At 68.3% G+C, this 20646-nt stretch carries 16 protein-coding genes; 7 read left to right on the plus strand and 9 right to left on the minus strand.

What is annotated here, in order from left to right; all coding sequences use genetic code 11:
• Nucleotides 1–39 precede the first annotated feature (39 nt).
• From gatB to gatC, 3 genes are read right to left on the minus strand one after another with little or no spacing between them, the layout of a single operon-like run.
• Complete coding sequence (gatB, locus tag AS25_RS11950) at nt 40–1545, minus strand: Asp-tRNA(Asn)/Glu-tRNA(Gln) amidotransferase subunit GatB (protein WP_035965362.1); 1506 nt, start codon at nt 1543–1545, stop codon at nt 40–42.
• Nucleotides 1545–3146, minus strand: coding sequence for an Asp-tRNA(Asn)/Glu-tRNA(Gln) amidotransferase subunit GatA (gene gatA, locus AS25_RS11955; protein WP_035965363.1), 1602 nt, complete (start codon nt 3144–3146; stop codon nt 1545–1547). Before gatA ends, gatB begins: the two co-directional genes overlap by 1 nt.
• A gap of 2 nt (nt 3147–3148) precedes the next feature.
• The gene (gene gatC, locus AS25_RS11960) at nt 3149–3445 is read right to left on the minus strand and encodes an Asp-tRNA(Asn)/Glu-tRNA(Gln) amidotransferase subunit GatC (protein ID WP_035965365.1); all 297 of its coding nucleotides are present in this window, start codon (nt 3443–3445) and stop codon (nt 3149–3151) included.
• 106 nt (nt 3446–3551) lie between these two features.
• Here gatC and AS25_RS11965 point away from each other — a divergent pair, with 106 nt between their 5' ends.
• Both AS25_RS11965 and AS25_RS11970 read left to right on the plus strand, forming a co-directional pair.
• The gene (locus tag AS25_RS11965; protein WP_253270574.1) at nt 3552–4109 is read left to right on the plus strand and encodes a hypothetical protein; all 558 of its coding nucleotides are present in this window, start codon (nt 3552–3554) and stop codon (nt 4107–4109) included.
• Nucleotides 4110–4221: 112 nt separating this feature from the next.
• Nucleotides 4222–5373: a calcium:cation antiporter gene (locus tag AS25_RS11970; RefSeq protein WP_035965369.1), complete on the plus strand. Its 1152-nt coding sequence runs from the start codon at nt 4222–4224 to the stop codon at nt 5371–5373.
• Nucleotides 5374–5437: 64 nt separating this feature from the next.
• Here the strand turns inward: AS25_RS11970 and AS25_RS11975 are convergent, their stop codons facing one another.
• Together AS25_RS11975 and AS25_RS11980 are read right to left on the minus strand one after the other, a co-directional pair.
• Entirely contained in the window at nt 5438–6136 is a 699-nt protein-coding gene (locus AS25_RS11975; RefSeq protein ID WP_035965370.1) for a maleylpyruvate isomerase family mycothiol-dependent enzyme, read from the minus strand.
• 139 nt (nt 6137–6275) lie between these two features.
• Entirely contained in the window at nt 6276–8417 is a 2142-nt protein-coding gene (locus AS25_RS11980) for an ABC transporter ATP-binding protein (protein ID WP_253270575.1), read from the minus strand.
• Nucleotides 8418–8488: 71 nt separating this feature from the next.
• On the opposite strand from AS25_RS11980, the gene AS25_RS11985 reads away from it, so the two are divergent.
• Nucleotides 8489–9115, plus strand: a complete 627-nt coding sequence (locus AS25_RS11985; RefSeq protein WP_253270576.1) for a PH domain-containing protein — start codon at nt 8489–8491, stop codon at nt 9113–9115.
• 5 nt (nt 9116–9120) lie between these two features.
• Here AS25_RS11985 and AS25_RS11990 read toward each other — a convergent pair whose 3' ends face one another.
• From AS25_RS11990 to AS25_RS12000, 3 genes are all read right to left on the minus strand, one after another.
• A complete protein-coding gene (locus AS25_RS11990) occupies nt 9121–10263 on the minus strand; it encodes an ABC transporter permease (RefSeq protein WP_084118193.1) in 1143 nt (380 codons plus the stop codon).
• Complete coding sequence (locus AS25_RS11995) at nt 10260–11795, minus strand: ABC transporter permease (RefSeq protein ID WP_035965469.1); 1536 nt, start codon at nt 11793–11795, stop codon at nt 10260–10262. Before AS25_RS11995 ends, AS25_RS11990 begins: the two co-directional genes overlap by 4 nt.
• A 106-nt stretch (nt 11796–11901) precedes the next feature.
• Nucleotides 11902–13695: an ABC transporter family substrate-binding protein gene (locus AS25_RS12000; protein WP_035965375.1), complete on the minus strand. Its 1794-nt coding sequence runs from the start codon at nt 13693–13695 to the stop codon at nt 11902–11904.
• Between the two features lie 275 nt (nt 13696–13970).
• Here AS25_RS12000 and AS25_RS12005 point away from each other — a divergent pair, with 275 nt between their 5' ends.
• The 3 genes from AS25_RS12005 (at nt 13971) to AS25_RS12015 (ending at nt 18856) form a co-directional block, all read left to right on the plus strand.
• On the plus strand, nt 13971–14507 hold the full coding sequence (locus AS25_RS12005; RefSeq protein WP_035965377.1) for a LapA family protein: 537 nt from the start codon (nt 13971–13973) through the stop codon (nt 14505–14507).
• A 202-nt stretch (nt 14508–14709) separates the two neighbouring features.
• On the plus strand, nt 14710–16923 hold the full coding sequence (locus tag AS25_RS12010; protein ID WP_035965378.1) for an NADP-dependent isocitrate dehydrogenase: 2214 nt from the start codon (nt 14710–14712) through the stop codon (nt 16921–16923).
• Between the two features lie 229 nt (nt 16924–17152).
• Nucleotides 17153–18856, plus strand: a complete 1704-nt coding sequence (locus AS25_RS12015) for an aryl-sulfate sulfotransferase (RefSeq protein WP_052160964.1) — start codon at nt 17153–17155, stop codon at nt 18854–18856.
• A gap of 109 nt (nt 18857–18965) precedes the next feature.
• On the opposite strand, the gene tpx is transcribed toward AS25_RS12015, so the two are convergent.
• Nucleotides 18966–19463 (minus strand): thiol peroxidase, encoded by a 498-nt coding sequence (tpx, locus tag AS25_RS12020; RefSeq protein WP_035965379.1) that lies wholly within the window; start codon nt 19461–19463, stop codon nt 18966–18968.
• A 176-nt stretch (nt 19464–19639) separates the two neighbouring features.
• Here tpx and AS25_RS12025 point away from each other — a divergent pair, with 176 nt between their 5' ends.
• Nucleotides 19640–20626 carry a malate dehydrogenase gene (locus tag AS25_RS12025; protein ID WP_035965380.1) on the plus strand — a complete coding sequence of 329 codons (987 nt, stop codon included), beginning with the start codon at nt 19640–19642 and terminating at the stop codon, nt 20624–20626.
• Nucleotides 20627–20646: the final 20 nt, after the last annotated feature.

Consider the following 20646-nt stretch of genomic DNA (forward strand, 5'->3'; position numbering starts at 1 on the left):
TCCCGGAACCGGCCTTCTCCGTGCTCGTGACGGGGGGCGTCAGCCCTGCACGCCGAGCTTCCCCAGGATGATCTGGCGCACGCGTCCGGCGTCCGCCTGGCCGCGCGTGGCCTTCATGACCGGTCCGATCAGGGCGCCCACGGCCTGGACCTTGCCGCCCTTGATCTTCTCGACCACGTCCGGCATCTGGGCCATGGCGTCGTCCACGGCTGCGGTGAGGGCGCCGTCGTCGGAGACGACCGCGAGCCCGCGGGACTCCACGATCTCCGCCGGGGTGCCCTCACCCTCGACCACGAAACCGAGGACCTTCTTGGCCAGCTTGTCGTTGATCTTGCCGCCGTCGATCAGCCCGTTGAGTTCGACCACGTGGGCCGGGGTCACGGGCAGGTCCGCGATCTCGACCTCGCGCTGCTTGGCGAGGCGGGCGATCTCACCCATCCACCACTTGCGCGCCACGGCGGCGGAGGCGCCCGCGGCAATGGTCTGCTCGATCTCGTCCAGCACACCCGCGTTGACGACGTCGCGGAACTCCTCGTCCGTGTACCCCCAGTCCGCCTTCAGCCGCTTGCGGCGCTCGGCGGGGGGCTCGGGAAGGCTCGCGCGCAGTTCCTCGATCCAGTCCGCCGTGGTCACCACGGGCACCAGGTCCGGTTCGGGGAAATAGCGGTAGTCGTCCGCGTCCGACTTGGGCCGCCCCGCGGTCGTGGACCGGGTGTCCTCGTGCCAGAAGCGGGTCTCCTGCGTGACCTTCACCCCCGCGGCGAGCACGGCGGCGTGGCGCTGGATCTCGTAGCGCACGGTGCGCTCCACGGCGCGCAGCGAGTTCACGTTCTTCGTCTCCGAGCGCGTGCCGAACTGCGTGGCGCCCTTGGGCATCAGAGACACGTTCGCGTCGCAGCGCACGTTGCCGCGCTCCATGCGGGCGTCCGAGATGCCGAGGTTCTTCACGATCTCGCGGATCGCGGCCACGTAGGCGCGGGCCAGTTCCGGCGCCCGCTCCCCCGCACCCACGATGGGCTTGGTCACGATCTCGATGAGCGGCACACCTGCGCGGTTGTAGTCCACCAGGGAGTACTGCGCGTTCTGGATCCGCCCGGCATCCCCGCCCATGTGGGTCAGCTTGCCGGCGTCCTCCTCCATGTGGGCGCGCTCGATCTCCACGCGGAACTCCGTGCCGTCCTCCAGCTCGAGGTCCAGGTGCCCGTCGAACGCGATGGGCTCGTCGAACTGCGAGGTCTGGAAGTTCTTGGGGGTGTCCGGGTAGAAGTAGTTCTTCCGTGCGAAGTGGCACTTCTGCGCGATCGAGCAGTTCAGCGCGAGACCGAGCTTGATCGCGGATTCCACTGCCTTGCCGTTGACCACCGGCAGCACGCCGGGCAGCCCCAGGGACACCGGGGTCACGTTGGTGTTGGGCTCGTCCCCAAAGGTGTTGGGGGCGGCATCGAACATCTTGGTCTTGGTGTTCAGCTCCACGTGCACCTCGAACCCCAGGACGGGGTCGAAGCGCTCGAGGGCTTCCTCGAAGGACAGCACGTCCTGGCTCATCACTTGCCTCCCTGCGCGGCAGTGGCCGCAAAGTCACGAACGGTGGCGGTCACGTCGGCGCGTTCCCGCCACAGCGGCCCGCCCCACTGCTCGGTGAGCAACCGCTCCAGACCGGCCCCGGCGCGGTACACGCGGGCGTCCTCGCGCGCCGGTGCCATGAACTGGATCCCCACGGGCAGCCCGTCCTCCGGTGCCAGGCCGCCCGGCAGGGAGATCGCGGGGATCCCCGCGAGGTTGGTGGGGATCGTGGCAATGTCGTTCAGGTACATCTGCATGGGATCCGCGGACTCGTCCACGCCCCCGATGTCGAACGCGGTGGTGGGCGCGGTGGGCGAGATCAGCACGTCCGCCTTCTCAAACGCCGCCGCGAAATCGCGCTGTACGAGCGTGCGCACCTGCTGCGCGGAACCGTAGTACGCGTCGTAGTACCCCGCGGACAGCGCGTACGTCCCCAGGATGATCCGGCGCTTGACCTCGTCCCCGAAGCCTGCGGCGCGGGACGCGCTCATGACCTTCTCGATGGTGGGAGTGCCCTCGGGAGTGACGCGCAGACCGAAGCGCACGCCGTCGTACTTGGCCAGGTTGGAGGAGACCTCCGAGGACATGATCAGGTAATAGGCACCCAGCGCGTACTCGAAGTTGGGCGTCTGGACGTCCACGATCTCGGCGCCCGCGGCGCGCAGGAGTTCGAGGGACTCCTCGAAGCGCTGCTGCACACCGGCCTGGAAACCCTCGCCGCTCAGCTGCTGGACCACGCCCACGCGCAGCCCCTTGAGCCCGCCCTCGGCAGATCCCTCGCGCGCGGCGCGGGCGTAGGAGCCCACGGGATCCGTCAGCGAAGTGGAGTCGGCGGGATCGTGACCGCCCACGACCTCGTGCAACAGCGCGGCGTCGAGCACCGTGCGGGAGCACGGGCCCACCTGGTCGAGCGAGGACGCCATGGCAATCACGCCGTAACGGGACACCGAACCGTACGTGGGCTTGACGCCCACCGTGCCGGTCACGGCCGCGGGCTGGCGGATGGAGCCACCGGTATCCGTGCCCAGGGCCAGGGGCGCCTGGAACGCGGAGACCGCGGCGGCGGAACCGCCACCGGAACCGCCCGGGATCTTGCGCAGGTCCCACGGGTTGCGCGTGGGACCGAACGCCGAGTGCTCGGTGGACGAACCCATGGCGAACTCGTCCAGGTTGGTCTTGCCCAGGATGGGCATGCGCGCCGCACGCAGCTTGCGGGTCACCGTGCCGTCGTACGGGCTCATCCAACCCTCGAGCATCCGGGACGCCGCCGTGGTGGGCTGGCCCTTGGTCACGATGAGGTCCTTGACCGCCACGGGCACACCCGCGAGCTCGGGCAACTGCTCACCCTTGGCGCGTGCCTCGTCCACACCACGGGCCACGTCCAGGGCCTCCTCGCGGTTGCGGTGCAGGAACGCGTTCAGCCCGTCGGTCCCGCGCGAGCGGTCCTGGGCGTCCAGCGGGGTGCCGTCCGTGGCCTCGATCTGCTCGAGGTGCGCGGTCACGGCGTCCACCGAGGAGACCTCACCGGAGGCCAGCTTGGCCGCGAGGTCCGCGGCGGACAGTTCTACGATGCGCTCGCTCATGCTCACTCCCCGTCCAGGATCGCCGGGACCCGGAACTTGCCGTCCTGGCTGTCCGGTGCGTTGCTCAGGGCTTCCTCCTGCGTGAGGGTCTCCCCCACCACGTCCTCGCGGAAGACGTTGTGCAACGGCAGGGGGTGGCTCGTGGCGGGGACGTCGTCCCCGGCGGCTTGGCTGACCGAGGCCACGGATTCGACGATGAGATCGAGTTCACCGGCCACACGGGCCAGTTCCTCGTCCGACATCTCGATGCGCGCGAGTTCGGCCAGGTGCCCCACCTGCTCGCGATTGATCGCAGACATGCATGCTCCTGGTATTCGCTGATTGGTTCCGATCCAGTCTAGCGAGCGCCTACCCTGGACTCAGCACTCCCGTTCTCCCGCCGATCTCCCGAAGGGGTCCCACTTCGTGGCTCAGTCCTCCGCCCGTTCATCACGACGCCGCTCCACGCCTTCCAAGGGCACCTCCCGGATGACCCGGGCGGACGCCGCGCGCGCCCGCGCGGATCACGACAACGCGTGGCGCCAGTGGGTCTCGGACTCCGCCGTGGAGACCGTGGACACCGCACTGAGCCACGTCCAGGCGGTCGTGGAGGAACAGGTGCGCCAGTACGGAGCATTCCCGGCCTTCCTGGTCACCGGCGCCAAGGACGGGGAGTTCGAACTGGATTCGGTGGACCCGTCTCGCGTGAACGATCTGGCCCCCCAGGATGTGCTGGCCGAACTGCGGGACATCGCGCGCGAGAAGGCCTCCGGATTGCTCGTCGCCGCACTGGCCTACCCCGCCACCCTCCCGGACCGCTCCGGTGCCACCGCGGTGATCGTGGAGGTCGCCCACCGCGAACGGCTCAGCCTGGAAGTTATCCAGGAATACAATGTCGTGGAGGCCAAGGGCCGCACGTTCGTGAACTTTGGCGATCCGCACACGGATCGAGCGGATCCGTGGTTGTTCGCGGTGCGTGACTGAGACCCGGACATCGCCTCCCCCGACGGGACGACCCGTCAGCACATCCACGTTTTGGGGACGACCCCGCCCGGACCGGGGCGCGCACAGTCCCGAGAATCGAGCTGACGCTTCCATGTCCCCCATATGTCGTTCCATCCTAACTCCGGGAGCCCTGGCCCGCGTGATCGCGGGATGGGGATTCTTCGTGCTGCTTCAACTCTCCGGCTCGCTGCTGGCCCCACCCGTGTCCTCCCCGCTGCTCGTGGGGGCGCTCGTGGTGATCGTGGGCGTGATCCTGTACGCGGCCACGGGCGTCGTGCGGCAGGCCGAACACCTGGCCCACCGACTCGGCGATCCGTACGGTTCGCTGGTGCTGACCCTGTCCATCGTCGTGATCGAGGTGGTGTTGATCTCCGCGGTCATGCTGGGCCCCGGTGAGCACGCCACGATCGCGCGGGACTCCGTGATGGCCGTGGCCATGATCATCCTCAACCTGGTAATCGGTCTGTGCCTGCTCGTGGGCGGCCTCAAGCACGGGGACATGGCCCACAATCGGACGGGAACCTCCAACTACCTGGCGCTGCTCGTGGTCCTGAGCGCCCTGACCTTCGTGCTACCCGCGGCGCTCGGCACCGACGGCGCGTACCAGCCGTGGCAGGAGATCTCCATCATCGCAGTCACCGTGGCGATCTACGCGTTCTTCCTGTACCGACAGACGGGCGCGCAGGCCGTGGACTTCACCGAAGTGGACCCCCGGTTGCGCCCGGGTCCGGAGACCGCGGCCCGGGAGACGACGACGCATCCTTCCCTGCGCTCGGTCCTGGCCGAGCACCGCACCGAGATCCTCGCGCGCCTGGCATTGCTCGTGATCACCGTGGTGCCCATCGTGGTGCTGTCCCACGATATGGCCTCCCTGTTGGACGATGGGCTCGGCCGTGTGGGGGCACCGCCCGCGCTGGCCGGCGCGCTGATCGCGGCCATCGTGTTCCTGCCCGAATCCCTCACCGCGTTGCGCGCCGCCCTGGCCGGGGAGATCCAGCGCGTGAGCAACCTGTGCCACGGGGCGCTGGTGTCCACGGTGGGGCTGACCATCCCGGCGATACTCGTGATCGGGCTGCTCACCGATCAAACGGTCGTGCTCGCCGAGAGCCCCGCGAACCTGGCGCTGCTCGGGATCACGCTGGGGCTGTCCCTCACCACGTTCGCATCCTCCAGGGTCACGTCGATCCACGGTGCGGCGCACCTGGTGATCTTCGCGGCCTACGGGATCGCGGTGTTCTCCTGATGCGCGACTGACCCCGCTGGGAGGCCCAGCGGGGTCAGTCCGACAGCGGATCAGCGGGCCGCGTTCACCACGCGGGGAGCTCGGGCAGGGCGCCCTCGGACTCCACGAACTCGTCGTCACCGCGGGCCAGCCACCGCAGCATGCCCTCGCGGTCGGAGGTGATGAGCTGACCGCCGTCGCCGATGATCCACTCGTCCCGCTCCTCGGTGCGCAGGGTCATCCCCGGGGCACCCTTGGCCCGCATGGTGCGCACCGCGGCCTCCACGGCGTTGAGCAGGGAGTCCGGGTCCGCTTCCGCCACGGTCCACGTGGTGTCCAGGTCGTGGTGGTGCACCACGACCTCCGCGATCCGCACCGCGGGCACGGACGTGGCCGGGACGGGCTTATCGTGCAGGTCGAGCTCTTCGGTGACGATGTCGCCCTTGAGACGCTCGCACTGCTCGGCGAAGAACTGCGCGTTCTGCTTGAAGGTCTCGATCAGCTCGTCCTTGGGCAGCGCGGCGAGCTCGTCGATCTCCTGCTCGCGCGCCTCGTGGGACTCGTAGGGCTGCTGCGGTTCACCCGTGGTGGCCCAGTCGATGAGCTTGACCAGGGCGCGGGCGTTGGAGGCCAGGTGCGCGATCACGTGCGCGCGGTCCCAACCCTCGCACAGGGTGGGGCCCACCATTTCTTCGTCCGAGAGGGACTCCACGGTCGCGAGGAACATGTCGGTCTCCCGCCTCAGACGGGAGAGGTCGGAGTTGAGGCGTGCCGGATTCATCATGGCTCCCACTGTAGTAATTCCCCACGCGAGCCAGCGCACGATGGCAGGGCTCAACACATACGCATATCGTCCGAGTCCCCCATGGGCGGAGCCCCGGGCTGCCGCGCGAACCGCGCTGCTCCCGGGGCTCCGATCATGCTCAGGACACCGTGTGGGCCAACTGCTGACGCAGTTCGCGGCGCGTGCGCTGGGCCTCGGGCGAGGGCACGGGCACCGCGGCGAGCAAGCGCTTGGTGTACTCCTGCTCGGGGTGGCGCAGCACCGCTTCGCGCGAGCCCTGTTCCACGATGTGCCCGTGCTGCATGACCACGATCCGGTTGGCGAGCCGGTCGATCACCGCGAGGTCGTGGGTCACGAACAAGCACGCGAAGCCCATCTCCGCTTGCAGCTGCTCGAACAATTCCAGGACCGTGGCCTGCACGGACACGTCCAGCGCGGACGTGGGTTCATCCGCTACGAGCAGTTTCGGCTTCAGGGACAGGGCCCGGGCGATGCCCACGCGCTGCTTCTGACCGCCCGAGAGCTCGTGCGGGTAACGATTGCGGTAGTTGCGCGGCAACCGCACCTGGTCCAGGAGTTGCTCGATGCGCTGCTGCAGTTGCGCCCCTTTAGCCTCGCCGGCCAGGAACATGGGCTCACCGATCGACTCACCGATCGGCAGCCGCGGGTTCAGCGAGGACGCGGGGTCCTGAAAGACCATGCCCACGTCCTTGCGCACCGCGTTGAGCTTGGCGCGCGGGGCACCGTGCAGTTCCACGCCGTCCACCACAAGCGATCCCTCGACCACGGGCAGCAGTCCCACCGCGGCGCGGCCGATCGTGGTCTTGCCGGAACCGGATTCACCCACGAGACCCACGGTCTCCCCGGCAGCCACGGTGAGGCTGACGCCCTCGACCGCGCGGAACGCGGGGTTGCGGCCCTGCTTGGGGTACTCGATGGCCACGTCATTCAACTGCAGCACCGGTTCCACGACCCGCTGGGCGAGCGTGTCCATAGACGCTGCCTCCGCCGTGCTGCGGTCCACCACCATGGGCATGACCACGGAACGCTCGAGCGCGGCGACCATGTCCACGGACTCGTCGTTCTCGCTGCCCTGGCCCAGGTGGGGCACGGCCTCGAGCAACGAGCGGGTGTAGGGGTGGCGCGGTGCGGTGAAGATCTGCTCCGCCGTGCCCTGTTCCACGATCACGCCCTTCTGCATGACCGCGATGTTGTCCGCGAGGTCCGCCACCACACCCATGTCGTGGGTGATCAGGATGACCGCCGAGTCCAGCTGGTCCTTGAGGTTGCGAATCAGGTCCAGGATCTCCGCCTGCACGGTCACGTCCAGGGCCGTGGTGGGCTCGTCCGCGATCAGCAGTTTGGGGTCGCACGAGAGGGACTGCGCGATCATCGCGCGCTGCCGCTGACCACCGGAGAGCTGGTGGGGGTAGGAACGGAATGCCTTCTCGGGGTCCGGCAGTTCCACCATGGTGAGCATCTGCCGGGCACGTTCGGCGGCCTCGGCGGGTGAGATGTCCCGGTGCAGGCGGATGGTCTCCACGATCTGCTGGCCCACCGTGTACACGGGGTTCAGCGCGGTCATGGGCTCCTGGAAGATCACGGCGATCTCCTCGCCGCGCACGCGCCGCAGTGCGTTGCCGCGCAGCCCGATCAGTTCCTCCCCGGCCAGCACGGCCGAACCGCGCACGCGCGCGTTGGAGGGCAGCAGCCCCAGCATGGACATCGAGCTCGCGGACTTGCCCGAACCGGACTCGCCCACGATCGCGAGCACCTCGCCCGCGGCGACGTCGTAGTTCAGGTCGATCGCGGCCGGCACCCAGTCACGGTCCACACCGAAGTCTACGGACAGCCCGCGCACGCTCAGCACGGGTTCACCGCGGGCCACGGTCCTGCGGGCCGGGCCGCGTCGCACGGTGGGTTCGTTGCGCTGCGCCCGCCGACCGCGCCGTTTCTGCGCGCCCTCGGCGGTGGCACCCGCCGCGGCACTGCCGCCGACGGCGGCACCCGCGGCCGCGGTTCCGTGGGCGCGACCGGTGACCGCAGCGGCGTCGGCGGCCGTGGCACCGGACGATCCGGCGGCCTGGCCGTGGGCCGCGGAGGGGTTACCGGGGCCTTCGGTGGCCACGCGCCCGTCGCCGCTCGGCGTGCCGTCCCACGGGGCGTTGTGCTCGGCGGCCGTGGCCTCGTGCGACGACGCCGCGGCATCCGGGTCCTGCGCCGCGTCGTGGGGTCGCGGGGTGCCCTCGGGGATTCCCCCGGGCTGGTTCGAGGTGCTCATCGTGTGTGCTCCATCGTGTCGAGAACTGGGCGCGCGGCTGCGGCACGCGCGCATTGCCTAGCATGGGGGTCATGACCCGAGAACCCGCCGCCGAGCCCGAAACCTACCGAGCGTCGTCGGCCCCGTGGCTCACGGGATTCCTGGTGGTCCTGGGTCTGGTGGTGTGCTTCGCGGGCTGGGGCCACACCGTGGCGCACCACGCGGGCGCCGTGTCCGGTGGTCTCGCCCTGGCGGCGCTCGGGTACGCGCTGTACTGGCGCCCCCGGCTCGAGGTGCACGCGGACGACGTGCGCGTGGTGAACCCCCTGCGCACGGTGAGCATCCCGTGGAGCCGGATCGTGGACGTGCGCACCCGCTTCGCGGTGACCATCGCCACGGACCAGGGCGCCCATTCGTGTTTCGCCCTGCCCTCCGCCGGTGCGGGTGCCGCCCTGCGCTCCGGCGTGGACGCCGTGAACCGCAACCACCCGATCGCCCGGCCGGGCGGCGCGGTGCGCGTGGGCGACCTGACCTCGACCGCTTCCGGCGCCGCCGCGCACCGCGTCCGCGACACGTGGCAGCGCAAGATCGAGACCGGGGAACTGGACGTCTTCGCCCGGGACGGTGCACCCGATCCGGTGCGGACCCGGTACGCGCCCGGCCCGCTCGCGGCGGTCGTGGTGCTGACCGCCGCGAGCGCCGTGCTGTTCACGGTGTGAACTGATCATCGTCCGTCCCGGCCGGTGTCCCCGCGCGTCCCGGTGTCGGCCCCGGCGTTCACCGCGGGCTTCGTCCCCGGCTCGGATGCGGTGAGCGCGTCCGGGTACTGGTCCGTGCGCTCGCCGGTCTCGCGGGCGCGCTTGGGGTTGAACTTGCGCTGGCGCGGATCGAACGCGTCACGCAGACCGTCACCGATGAAGTTGATGGTCAGCGCGATCGCCACGATGAACACACCCGGCCACCAGAACAACCACGGACGGGTCGCGAAGGCGGTCTGGTTCTCGCTGATCAACCGGCCCAGGGACCAGTCCGGGGCCTGGATACCCAGACCCAGGTAGGACAGCGCGGTCTCGAGCAGGATCGCCGAGGACATCAGCAGCGTGATGTTCACGGTGATCACACCCACGGTGTTGGGCAGGATGTGCTTGAAGATGATCCGCCCGCTCGAGGCTCCGGCCAGTCGCGCGGCGTCCACGAACTCGCGTTCGCGCAGCGTGAGGAACTCACCGCGCACCAGGCGCGCGAGCGGCGGCCACGAGGCCAGACCGATCAGCAGACCCAGCGCAATCACGGTGGCGAACGTGGGCAGGTTGTGGGTGCGCACCCACGAGATGGCCAGGCGGCCCAGCAGGGCTGCCAGGATCACCAGGGGGATGATGATGATCACGTCGGTCAGACGCATCAGCACGGCCTCGGTCCAGCCCCGGAAGTACCCGGAGAGGCCACCCACCACGGTGCCCACGAGGCCCGCGATGATGCCCACCACGATCATGACCACCAGGGAGTACTGGGTGCCCTGCATGGCCATGGCGAACAGGTCACGGCCCAGGTTGTCCTGGCCGAACGGGTGCTCCCCGAGCGAGGGCGGGAGCAGGGACAGCGTGGGCCGGCCACCGTTGAGCACGGTTCCCGTGGCGTCCGGGTTCCACTTCCACCATCCCGGGATGGGACCGACACCCAGCGAGGTGACGGACAGCACCACGATGAACAACAGGACGATCAGGGACACCACGGCGCCCGTGTTGCCGAAGAACCGCTGGCGTACCAGCTGCCCCTGGCTCTTGCCGCGCACGTCCTCGGGCTTCTCGCCGGTCTGCGGATTCTGCTCGACCTGCTGGGGGACGTCGATAGGTTGTGGCTGGCTCATGCTTTCACCCTCACGCGCGGGTCGAGTACGGAGTACACCAGGTCAGCGATCAGGTTGAAGACCATGGCTACGATGCCGGTGATCAGGAACACGCCCATCACCGGGTTGGGGTCCACGTTGCGCACCGATTGGATGAACAACTGCCCCATACCGGTGAACGCGAAAACGGATTCCGTGATGATCGCGCCGCCGATCAGACCGCCGATGTCGTAGGCCACGAGCGTGGCCAGCGGGATCAGCGCGTTGCGGAACGCGTGACGCATGACCACGGTCCGCTCCGACAGGCCCTTGGCGCGCGCGGTGCGCACGTAGTCCTGGCCCATGATCTCCAGCATGGACGCGCGCGAGTACCGCGAGTAGGACGCGAGCGCCAGCAGGGTGATACAGATGGTGGGCAGCAAGAGGTGGGTGAACCGGTCCAGGCCGGTGATCCAGAAGTCACCCGACAGGCCCGGGGTGGAGGAGTTGGCCGTGGCGATGGGCCGGCCCCGGATGTGACCGGAGTTCACGTAGTCCGGCCACGACTGCATGAAGCGGTCCAGGATGATCAGCAGGGCCACGAAGAAGCCGGTGACCCCGCCCACGCGGGCGCCCTGACCACGGTCGTAGCCACCGGCGACGTAACCGGCTCCCACACCCACCAGGATCATCACGACGACCAACGCCAGCAGGGTCAGCAGCCCGCCCCCGACGAAGAGGGCCTGGACGGGGAAGTACAGCACGAGACCCACCACCACGGTGGCCAGCCCGGCGTACAGGGCCCGCTTGTTGCGTAGTCCCGCCATGAGGACGGTGGCGGTCACGGCCACCAGAATGCCGGTCAGTGCGATCAGCGGGATGCCCAGGAAGGGGTGCGCTAGCCAGTTGGTCGCGAGCACGAAGTAGATGATCCCGAAGGTGACCACGAAGCCCAGGACACCCATGAGGATGCGGGTCCGCATGCGCCCGAACGAGACCAGGAACCAGATGAGCCCGGCCACCACGGAGATTGCGAGCAGCGCCCCGATGGACAGTGACGGGTTCTGCAGGAAGTCGTTGAACTGAATGGCCGCCACTTCCTTGAGCAGTACCGCGAGCCAGAAGCTCGGCAGCGAGAAACACAGGAAGGTCAGGAACGTGATGCCGTAGTCCAGGCCCGAGTACTGCCGCAGTGCGGAGACGATACCCAGGGTGATACCCACGACGATGGCCAGGATGGTACCGATCGTGACCAGCATGATGGTCTGGCCCATGGCGAAGGAGAGCAGGCTCGTCACTTCCTGGCCCTCGCGGCTCACGCCCAGGGAGCAGGTGTCCGCAAAGGGCACGAGGCACCCGAGTGCCCCGCCGAGCCACGTGAAGTAGCGCAGCACGGGCGGTGTGTCCAGGTTGAGGGCCTCCACGCGGGCGGGGATCAGCTGTTGGGCGTTGGGGTTTCCGTACAGGTCCCACAGCGGGTCGCCGGAGACCGCCGTCATGAGGTACACGAGGAACGATGCGCCCAGCAGGATGAGGACGGCGGTGATGAGCCGTCTGAGGATGTAAGAAATCATGATGCTGCCTCTGAACGAGTGGTGATCACGACGCTGCGCGGACACGGCGTTCCGCGCCCGCGCAGCATCATGAGGGGAAGGACTCGGTCAACCGAGGTCGACCGCCCTACTTGCGGCTCCACTCGGAGACGTTCCAGAACACACCGGTCTGGTTCGGCTGGTACTGGTCCACTCCGGCGATCTTGTCCGAGGTGGCCACGTAGCCCACGGACTGGAACAGTGGGAGGCCGTAGGCGTCCTCGAAGGTGTGCTTGTCCACCTCAGCGATCTGGTCGTTGCGCGAGGACTCGTCCAGGTTGGCGCGGGCCTCGTCCACGAGCTTGTCCACGTCCGCGTTCGAGTACTCGTTGTAGTTGCCGCCGCCGCCGGTCTTGAAGATCTGCGAGAGCATCTCGGTGCCCACACCCGGGGAGACCCAGCCGTACAGGGACGCGTCGTAGTCGCCGTCCGCGAGCTTCTCGGACCAGTTGGGATCGCCCAGGTCCTCGACCTTGAACCCGGCCTTCTCCGCGGACTCCTTGATCAGCTGGAAGGTGTCCACGCGCTGCGGATTGCCGTTGTTGTAGAGGATCCGCACGGTGGGCGTCTTGCCACCGAGCAGCTTCTTGGCGCCCTCGATGTCCACGTCCCCGTAGAGCTCCTTGGCCTTGTTGACCTCCACGGCCTTGGTGTAGGGCTCGCCCTGGCTGGAGACGAACATCTGCGAGTTGAGCACCTCGGCGTCCTCCTTGACCGGCTTGACCAGCTGGTCAAGGATCTGCTGGCGCGGGATGGTCTTCAGGAACGCCTCGCGGGTCTCCTTGTCCTTGAAGGTGTCCGAGCCGAAGTTCAGGTCCACGTGGTCGTACGCGAGCTGGTCGCCCTGCTGCACGTTCACGTTCTCGATCTGCTTGACCTGGTCCATCGTGTCCTTGTTGACGTTGTTCGGCTGCATGATGTCCACTTCGCCGTTGCGCAGCGCCTGGATCTGAGCCGTGGCGTCGCCGATGGTGCGCAGGGTGATCTCGTCCAGCTTGCCGGGCATGCTGCCGTTGTAGTTCTCGTTCTTCTTGAGCGTGACCGAGTTGTTCTCCACCACATTGTCGATCTTGTAGGGGCCGCTGGAGAGCAGGACATCCTTGTCGTCCGGGGTGGACGTGAAGTTGAAGGAGGTGTCCCAGGCCTTACCGATCTTCTCCAGCTCGGGCTGCTTCTGGGGGTTCTTGGGATCGCCCTTCTTCTGGTTCTCGAGCACCTTGAGCAGTTCGTCCTCGGACATCCCGGCCTTCTTGGCCACCACGTGCGCGGGCATCAGGTAGTTCTCGTCGAAGGCGATCTCCCAGTCCGCGTTCTGCTTGCCCCACGTGACGGTCATGGTCTTGCCGTCCTCGGAGAACTCGGGCTTGTCCGTGGAGCCCAGGATGTCCGTGGAGCCGGCGATCGTGAAGTAGTCCTTGCCGGCCTTGCCGTCCTCGCTCGCGTCATTGGCGTAGCCGGAGAGCAGGGACCACCACAGCATGAGATCGGCCTTGTCGATCTTGTTGCCGTCCGACCACTGCGGGTCCTTGAGCGTGTATTCGACGGTCAGGGGATCGTCCGAGGTCTTCTTGTACGTGCCGAAGCCCTCGTTGGGGTGGATCTTCTGCTCCGGGTCCACCGTGATGAACCCTTCGCGGGTCATCTCCGCCACGTGGCCATTGATGTCCAGGTTCGTCTTGGTGTAGCCCGGATTGGCACCCGAGAACTTGTTGGTCTCGGCGACATTGACCACGCCGCCGCTCTGGGCGCTTGCGCTGCTGGCACCGCCGCCGCCGTTGCTGTCGTTGCCGCCGCCGCCCACGCTGGCGCAGCCGGTCAGCGTGAGTGCAGCGATTGCCGCGACGGACACGGCAGCCTTCCCCTTGAAGGTGTACTTTCCCATGACGTTTCCTCCCGATATGGTGTCCATGGAATGTGCGTTGCACCCCGGTGGTTGTTACCCCGAGCCGAGGTCGGCATCACCGATGGATTGTGGTGCGTCTCACGATGAAGCACAGGTTACTCGCGGATAACCTTTTCGGGGAGAAACCTCCCTCGTGTCTCGGGAGTGTCGGATGATTTCGTCGTGGCGCGGGCAATGCCGAGCATCGAATCACATTCCGTGATATTGGCCGTACGCTGTTGCCATCCTCACTTCGCCCCGTCAGGAGGCCCCCCGTGACCAACACACCGCACGAGCCCCGTAACACGCCTCGTCTCCCCCCGGACGACGCCGCACGCCCGCCTCACACTCCCGGCTCCCGTTCCGCGGGCGAACCGCTGCGCGAGGGGTACGCGGACGCACACCCGGCGCCGTCGGCCCCCGTGGACGCGCAACGTCCCGGGACGGCGGTCACGGACAGCGGGACCGCGCACTCGGCCTCGGGGGCAGGGGGTACGGCCTCCCCCGTGGATCCCTCGCTGGATAAGCCCGTCAAGCGCGGCGTGTCGGGGACCGTGTGGGCGGCGCTGATCCTGGGCGTGATCGTGCTGATCCTGTTGCTGGTCTTTATCATCCAGAACAACGTGGCCACGCGATTCGAGTACATGGCGTGGACGTTCAGCCTCCCGTTGGGCGTGGCCATGCTGCTCTCGGCGATCGCCGGGGCCCTGATCATGGCCCTCGTGGGGTCCGTGCGGATGTTCTCTTTGGGTCACCGCGTGCGCAAGCTCGAACGCGAGCGCGAGCGGATCAGGACCTCGCTGCACGGCTGAGAGCCCACTGCACCACGGCGCGCGGCGCCGGTCGATCGGGACCGGCGCCGCGCGTCGTCGTACTCCGGGGAGTGCGCGAGCGTGACAGCGCGTAGGGCGCGTGGTGACCAGCCGGTGGGCCCGCCGCACACGGAATCGGGCGCGGGCCAGCGGGTATCCTGGGAGGCAGCCCAGTGACCGTCAATGCAAGGAGCCATCGCTCATGCCCAAGATCATCTACACCGAGACCGACGAAGCACCCCTGCTCGCTACGTACTCGTTCAAGCCGATCGTGGAGGCGTTCGCCTCCACCGCCGGTGTGGAGGTGGAGACCCGGGATATTTCCCTGGCCGCGCGCATCCTGGCCCAGTTCCCGGACCGCCTTACCGACGAGCAGCGGGTCCCGGACACCCTGGCCGAGCTGGGCGAACTCGTGGAGACCCCGGAAGCGAACATCGTCAAGCTGCCGAACATCTCCGCGTCCATCCCGCAGCTGAAGGCCACCATCAAGGAGTTGCAGGCGGACGGCTACGACCTGCCGGACTACCCCGAGGTCGCCACCTCGGACGAGGCCAAGGACATCCGCGCACGTTACGACCGTGTCAAGGGCTCCGCCGTGAACCCCGTGCTGCGCGAGGGCAACTCGGACCGCCGCGCCCCCAAGGCCGTGAAGAACTACGCCCGGCAGCACCCGCACTCCATGGGCGAGTGGAGCAAGGACTCCAAGACCAACGTGGCCACGCTCGGCCACGACGACTTCCGCAGCAACGAGAAGTCCGTGATCATCCCCGAGGACGACACCCTGACCATCCAGCTCGTCACCGACCGGGGCACCACGGTGCTCAAGGAGTCCTTACCCGTACTGGCCGGTGAGGTCGTGGACGGCACCTTCATGAGCGCCACCGCGCTGGACGCGTTCCTCGCGGAGCAGGTGGCCCGCGCCAAGTCCGAGGACGTCCTGTTCTCCACCCACCTCAAGGCCACCATGATGAAGGTCTCCGACCCCATCATCTTCGGCCATGTGGTCACCGCGTTCTTCCGGGACGTCTTCGACCGCTACGGAGAGGACCTCGCCAAGGCGGGGCTGTCCCCCAACGACGGCCTGGGTGGAATCCTCTCGGGCCTGGATGTCCTGGACAACGGCCAGGAGATCAAGGCCGCGTTCGACAAGGCCATCGACGAGGGCCCCGAGTTGGCCTACGTGAACTCGGACAAGGGCATCACCAATCTCCACGTGCTCTCGGACGTGATCGTGGACGCCTCCATGCCCGCCATGATCCGCACGTCCGGAAAGATGTGGGGTCGCGAGGGCGAGCAGAAGGACACCCTGGCCGTGTTGCCGGACTCCTCCTACGCGGGGGTCTATCAGGTCGTGATCGACGACTGCCGCGCGAACGGCGCGTACGATCCCACGACCATGGGCACCGTTCCGAACGTGGGTCTGATGGCACAGAAGGCCGAGGAGTACGGCTCCCACGACAAGACCTTCGAGATCCAGGACGCCGGCACCGTCCAGGTAGTCAATGCCGCCGGTGAGGTGTTGCTGTCCCACGAGGTCCAGCCCGGGGACATCTGGCGCGCGTGCCAGGCCAAGGACGCCCCCATCAAGGACTGGGTGCAGCTGGCCGTGCGGCGTTCCCGCGACTCCGGGATGCCCGCCGTGTTCTGGCTGGACGAGTCCCGCGCCCACGACCGCAACCTGATCACCAAGGTGGAGCAGTACCTCGCGGAGGAGGACACCGACGGTCTGGACCTGCGGATCCTCTCCCCCGTGGAGGCCACCAAGTTCACGGTGGAGCGCCTGCGCCGCGGCGAGGACACCATCTCGGTGACCGGTAACGTGCTGCGCGACTACCTCACGGACCTGTTCCCCATCCTGGAACTGGGCACGTCCGCCAAGATGCTGTCCATCGTGCCGCTCATGAACGGCGGTGGCCTGTTCGAGACCGGCGCCGGTGGCTCCGCGCCCAAGCACGTGCAGCAGCTGCAGGAGGAGAACCACCTGCGCTGGGACTCCCTGGGTGAGTTCCTGGCGCTCGCCGCGTCCTTCGAGCACCTGGCCAGCCGCTACGACAACGCCAAGGCGCAGGTCCTCGCCGACACCCTGGACCGCGCGACCGGGACCTTCCTCAACGAGAACAAGTCCCCGTCCCGCAAGGTCAACGAGCTCGACAACCGCGGTTCGCACTACTACCTGGCCATGTTCTGGGCCGAGGAGCTCGCGCAGCAGACCGAGGACTCCGAGCTCGCGCAGGCGTTCCAGAAGGTCGCCTCCGAGCTGCGGGAGAACGAGGACACCATCAACGCCGAGCTGCTGGACGTCCAGGGTTCCCCCGCGGACCTCGGCGGGTACTACTGGCCCGTCCCCGAGAAGGTCTCCGCGGTCATGCGTCCCTCCGCCACGCTCAATGAGATCGTGGACGGGCTCAGCGCCTGACACTCCGGCGCACCTCGCGCGCGTGACGGACCCACGTCCGGGCACGCGCAGCAACCGACGACGACGCCGCGTCGCCTCCGCACGGGGGCGACGCGGCGTCGTCACATGCGACGATCAGTTCACTGTCGATTGGCCGGCACCTCACCGGCCCCGATAGCGTGGAATACCCCCTGCCCCCTTCCCCCGGAGGTCTTCCATGTCATCCGCGCCCGCGGCGCCATCCCCCGCCATGCCCCGTTGGACGGCCCTGAGTCTGGGAACCGTCCTGTTCCTGTCCGGATGCGCGGGCGGTGATGCCACGGATGCCGGCGGTGAGGACCGGGGTACGGCGGCGTCGAGCAGGGTGTCCGAGGCGCCGGTCCCGGACGACATGACCGTGTCCGTGGGAACCGTGGCGGACGCGGACGCGACCATCCACACGGTCGGCGTGAGCCGGGACGGCTCCGACGAACGCGCATCCGCCTACGACCTGGGCGTCCAGACGGCCGTGGACCGGGCCCTGGGCGAGCTGGCCGAGCAGGGCACCGGGCCCGAGGACCCTCTCATGGTGCTCAACCCCTACGGCACCAACACCACGGGGCTCTACACACGCTTCGCCACGAGCGGGGACGGCCGGTTGGAGTACACCGTCACGAGTGACGGCCACGAGGACTTCACGCGCACGGCCAAGGACCACGACGCGGATCCCGCGGTGTTCGAGACGCAGATCGTGGGACTCGTCCCGGGTACCGAGAACACCCTCACGACCACGTGGCATCCCGAGGACGGTGACGCCGTGGAGCGCACGGTCACCCTCACCGCACCCGCGAGCCGAGCCGGTTACTCCACACACATGGACCGTGATCTGCGCGGGGACCCGGAGCAGCTCACGGACGGGATGTACCTGCTCAGCGGCGCCTACCACGCCCGTCCGTACGGGTTCCTGTTCGACAACGCCGGGAGCATGCGCGCCGAACTCCCCCTGGACGGCCACATGCTCGACCGCTTCGAGACCTACCGGGACACCCTGGTGTACCCCGTGGACGAACGCACCCTGGCGCGCGTGAACGGTGTGGGGCGCGTGGTGGACACCTACGATCTCGGGCGGTACGAGATGCACCACGACTTCACGCTCACCGAGGACGACCGCGCCCTGATCCTGGCCTCGGACACGTCCCGGGACAGCGTGGAGGACGTGCTGATCTCCCTGGACCTCACCACGGGTGAGCACCGGGAGGTCGTGGACTTCGCGGACCTGTTGGCCGGGTACAGGGACCTCACGAACCCGTACGAGGCACCGGGCTCGGACGGGACGATCATCGACGACTGGCTCCACCTGAACTCCGTGGACCACCACGCCGGTGAGGACTCCGTGATCGTCAGCGGCCGGGAGAACTCCACGATCATCAAGGTGGGTGACGTCCACGGCGAACCGCGCGTGGAGTACCTGATCGGCACCGACGAACTGTGGGAGGGCAGCGGCCACGAGGACGACCTGCTGCGCAAGGTCGGGGACTTCTCCGACACGGGCGGTCAGCACACGGTCATCCGCCACGACGACGCCGAGCCGGAGGACGGCCGGTACCACCTGAGCATCTTCGACAACTCGTACTGGAGCGTCCTCAGCCGAGAGGACTACACCGGTCCCGCCCCGCGGGACGCCTCGACCGTGTCCGGCACCGCCGAGGACGAGAACTCGTTCGTCCGCACGTACCTCGTGGACGAGAACGAGCGCACGTACTCGCAGGTCGACGCGGTGGACGTGCCCTACTCCTCGATCGTCTCGAGCGCGCAACAGCGCGACGGTAACACGGTGGTCAACAGCGGTCAGGCGTTCGAGCTCTCCGAACGGGACCCGGAGGACCGGGTGATCGCCACCTACTCCTACGAGGGTGAGCGGTACATGTACCGCGGGGTGAAGTACGCGTTCGACGACTTCTGGTACGACGCCTGAGGCTCGGACACGCCTGATGTCCGGCCATGCCCGAGGTCCGGCCGTGTGCGGGTCCGGACACGCGGGAGGGGCGGGACCGTACGGTCCCGCCCCTCGTACGGTGAGCTGATCAGGAAACGGCGGCGACAGCGGCGTCGTAGTCCGGTTCCTCGGTGATCTCGTCCACGAGCTGGGTGTGGACGACCGTGCCGTTCTCGTCCACGACCACGACGGCGCGGGCCAGCAGACCCTCCAGGGGGCCGTCCGTCTGGGTCACGCCGTAGTCCTCGCCGAACGAGGAGCGGAACGCGGACGCGGTGGTGACGTTGTCGATGCCCTCCGCGGCGCAGAAGCGGCCCTGCGCGAACGGCAGGTCCTTGGACACGCACACCACGGCGGTGTTCTGCAGGGACGCGGCGCGCTGGTTGAACTCGCGCACGGACTGGGCGCACACCCCCGTGTCCAGGGACGGGAAGATGTTGAGCACCACGCGCTTGCCGGTGAACTCGTCCGAGGCCACGGGGCTCAGATCCGCTCCCACGAGGTCGAAGGACGGCGCGGACTCGCCCTGGGCGGGCAGCTCGCCGACGGTGTGGACGGGGTTTCCTTGGAATGCAGTAGTAGCCATGTCTCCATTGTGGTGCGCGCCACCGCCCCGTGACACGCATGTCCGCCGTGCGCTGAACCGGGCTCGCTGATAGCCTCGGTGCCACCCTGCCCCGTGAGACGCATCACACGGGCACCCCGCACGAGAGTCGCGTGACCGCCGGCCACCCCGGGGCGCGCAGCCCAGGAGGAAACACCGTGAGTACCACTCCCGTCACCGTGGCCGTGACCGGCGCCGCCGGCCAGATCGGATACAGCCTGCTGTTCCGGATCGCCCACGGGGACCTGCTCGGCCCCGAACGCCCTGTGCGGCTGCGGCTCCTGGAGATCCCGCAGGCGCTGTCCGCCCTCGAGGGCACCGTCATGGAACTGCAGGACTGCGCGTTCCCGCTGCTCGCGGACGTGGAGATCGGCTCCGATCCCCGCACGGTGTTCGACGGCGCCCGGCTCGCCCTGCTCGTGGGGGCCCGGCCGCGGGCCAAGGGGATGGAACGCAGTGACCTGCTCGAGGCCAACGGCGCGATCTTCACGGAACAAGGGCGTGCCCTCAACGACGTGGCCCACGACGACGTGCGCGTGGTCGTGACCGGCAACCCGGCCAACACCAATGCGTTGATCGCCCAGCGCAACGCCCCGGACATCCCCGCGTCCCGGTTCAGTGCCCTGACCCGGTTGGACCACAACCGGGCCGCGGCCCTGCTCGCCGCGGAGACCGGAACCTCGGTCGCGAAGGTCAAGAACCTCAGCGTGTGGGGCAACCACTCCGCGACCCAGTACCCGGATCTGGACCACGCCACGGTGGCCGGGCGCCCCGCCCTGGACCTCGTGTCCCGGGAGTGGGTCACGGACACGTTCATCCCCACGGTGTCCCAGCGCGGTGCGGCCGTGTTGCAGGCCCGCGGTGCGTCCTCCGCCGCGTCCGCGGCGAGCGCGACGCTCGATCACGCCCGGGACCTCATGCTCGGCAACCGCCACGGGGACTGGACCTCCATGGCCGTGGTCTCGGACGGTTCCTATGGCGTTCCGGCCGGTCTGGTCAGCTCGTTCCCCGTCACCACGTCCGGGGGCGACTGGTCCGTGGTGCAGGGCCTGGAGATCTCCGAGTTTTCGCGGTCACGCATCGACGCGTCCGTGGCGGAACTCGAATCCGAGCGCGACGCCGTGCAGCAACTCGGCCTGATCTGATCCCGGCCCTGACCCGCCCC

Source organism: Kocuria marina, from assembly GCF_000786655.1.
Lineage (GTDB): Bacteria > Actinomycetota > Actinomycetes > Actinomycetales > Micrococcaceae > Kocuria > Kocuria marina_A.

What these genes read in the sequence shown, in the direction of transcription:
- AS25_RS11995 (WP_035965469.1), bottom strand. Translation starts at nt 11,795, where the DNA reads ATGATTTCTTACATCCTCAGACGGCTCATCACCGCCGTCCTCATCCTG.
- gatA (WP_035965363.1), bottom strand. Translation starts at nt 3,146, where the DNA reads ATGAGCGAGCGCATCGTAGAACTGTCCGCCGCGGACCTCGCGGCCAAG.
- AS25_RS11980 (WP_253270575.1), bottom strand. Translation starts at nt 8,417, where the DNA reads ATGAGCACCTCGAACCAGCCCGGGGGAATCCCCGAGGGCACCCCGCGA.
- AS25_RS11990 (WP_084118193.1), bottom strand. Translation starts at nt 10,263, where the DNA reads ATGAGCCAGCCACAACCTATCGACGTCCCCCAGCAGGTCGAGCAGAAT.
- gatC (WP_035965365.1), bottom strand. Translation starts at nt 3,445, where the DNA reads ATGTCTGCGATCAATCGCGAGCAGGTGGGGCACCTGGCCGAACTCGCG.
- AS25_RS11975 (WP_035965370.1), bottom strand. Translation starts at nt 6,136, where the DNA reads ATGATGAATCCGGCACGCCTCAACTCCGACCTCTCCCGTCTGAGGCGG.
- AS25_RS11970 (WP_035965369.1), top strand. Translation starts at nt 4,222, where the DNA reads ATGTCCCCCATATGTCGTTCCATCCTAACTCCGGGAGCCCTGGCCCGC.
- gatB (WP_035965362.1), bottom strand. Translation starts at nt 1,545, where the DNA reads ATGAGCCAGGACGTGCTGTCCTTCGAGGAAGCCCTCGAGCGCTTCGAC.
- AS25_RS12000 (WP_035965375.1), bottom strand. Translation starts at nt 13,695, where the DNA reads ATGGGAAAGTACACCTTCAAGGGGAAGGCTGCCGTGTCCGTCGCGGCA.
- AS25_RS12010 (WP_035965378.1), top strand. Translation starts at nt 14,710, where the DNA reads ATGCCCAAGATCATCTACACCGAGACCGACGAAGCACCCCTGCTCGCT.
- AS25_RS12015 (WP_052160964.1), top strand. Translation starts at nt 17,153, where the DNA reads ATGCCCCGTTGGACGGCCCTGAGTCTGGGAACCGTCCTGTTCCTGTCC.
- AS25_RS11985 (WP_253270576.1), top strand. Translation starts at nt 8,489, where the DNA reads ATGACCCGAGAACCCGCCGCCGAGCCCGAAACCTACCGAGCGTCGTCG.
- tpx (WP_035965379.1), bottom strand. Translation starts at nt 19,463, where the DNA reads ATGGCTACTACTGCATTCCAAGGAAACCCCGTCCACACCGTCGGCGAG.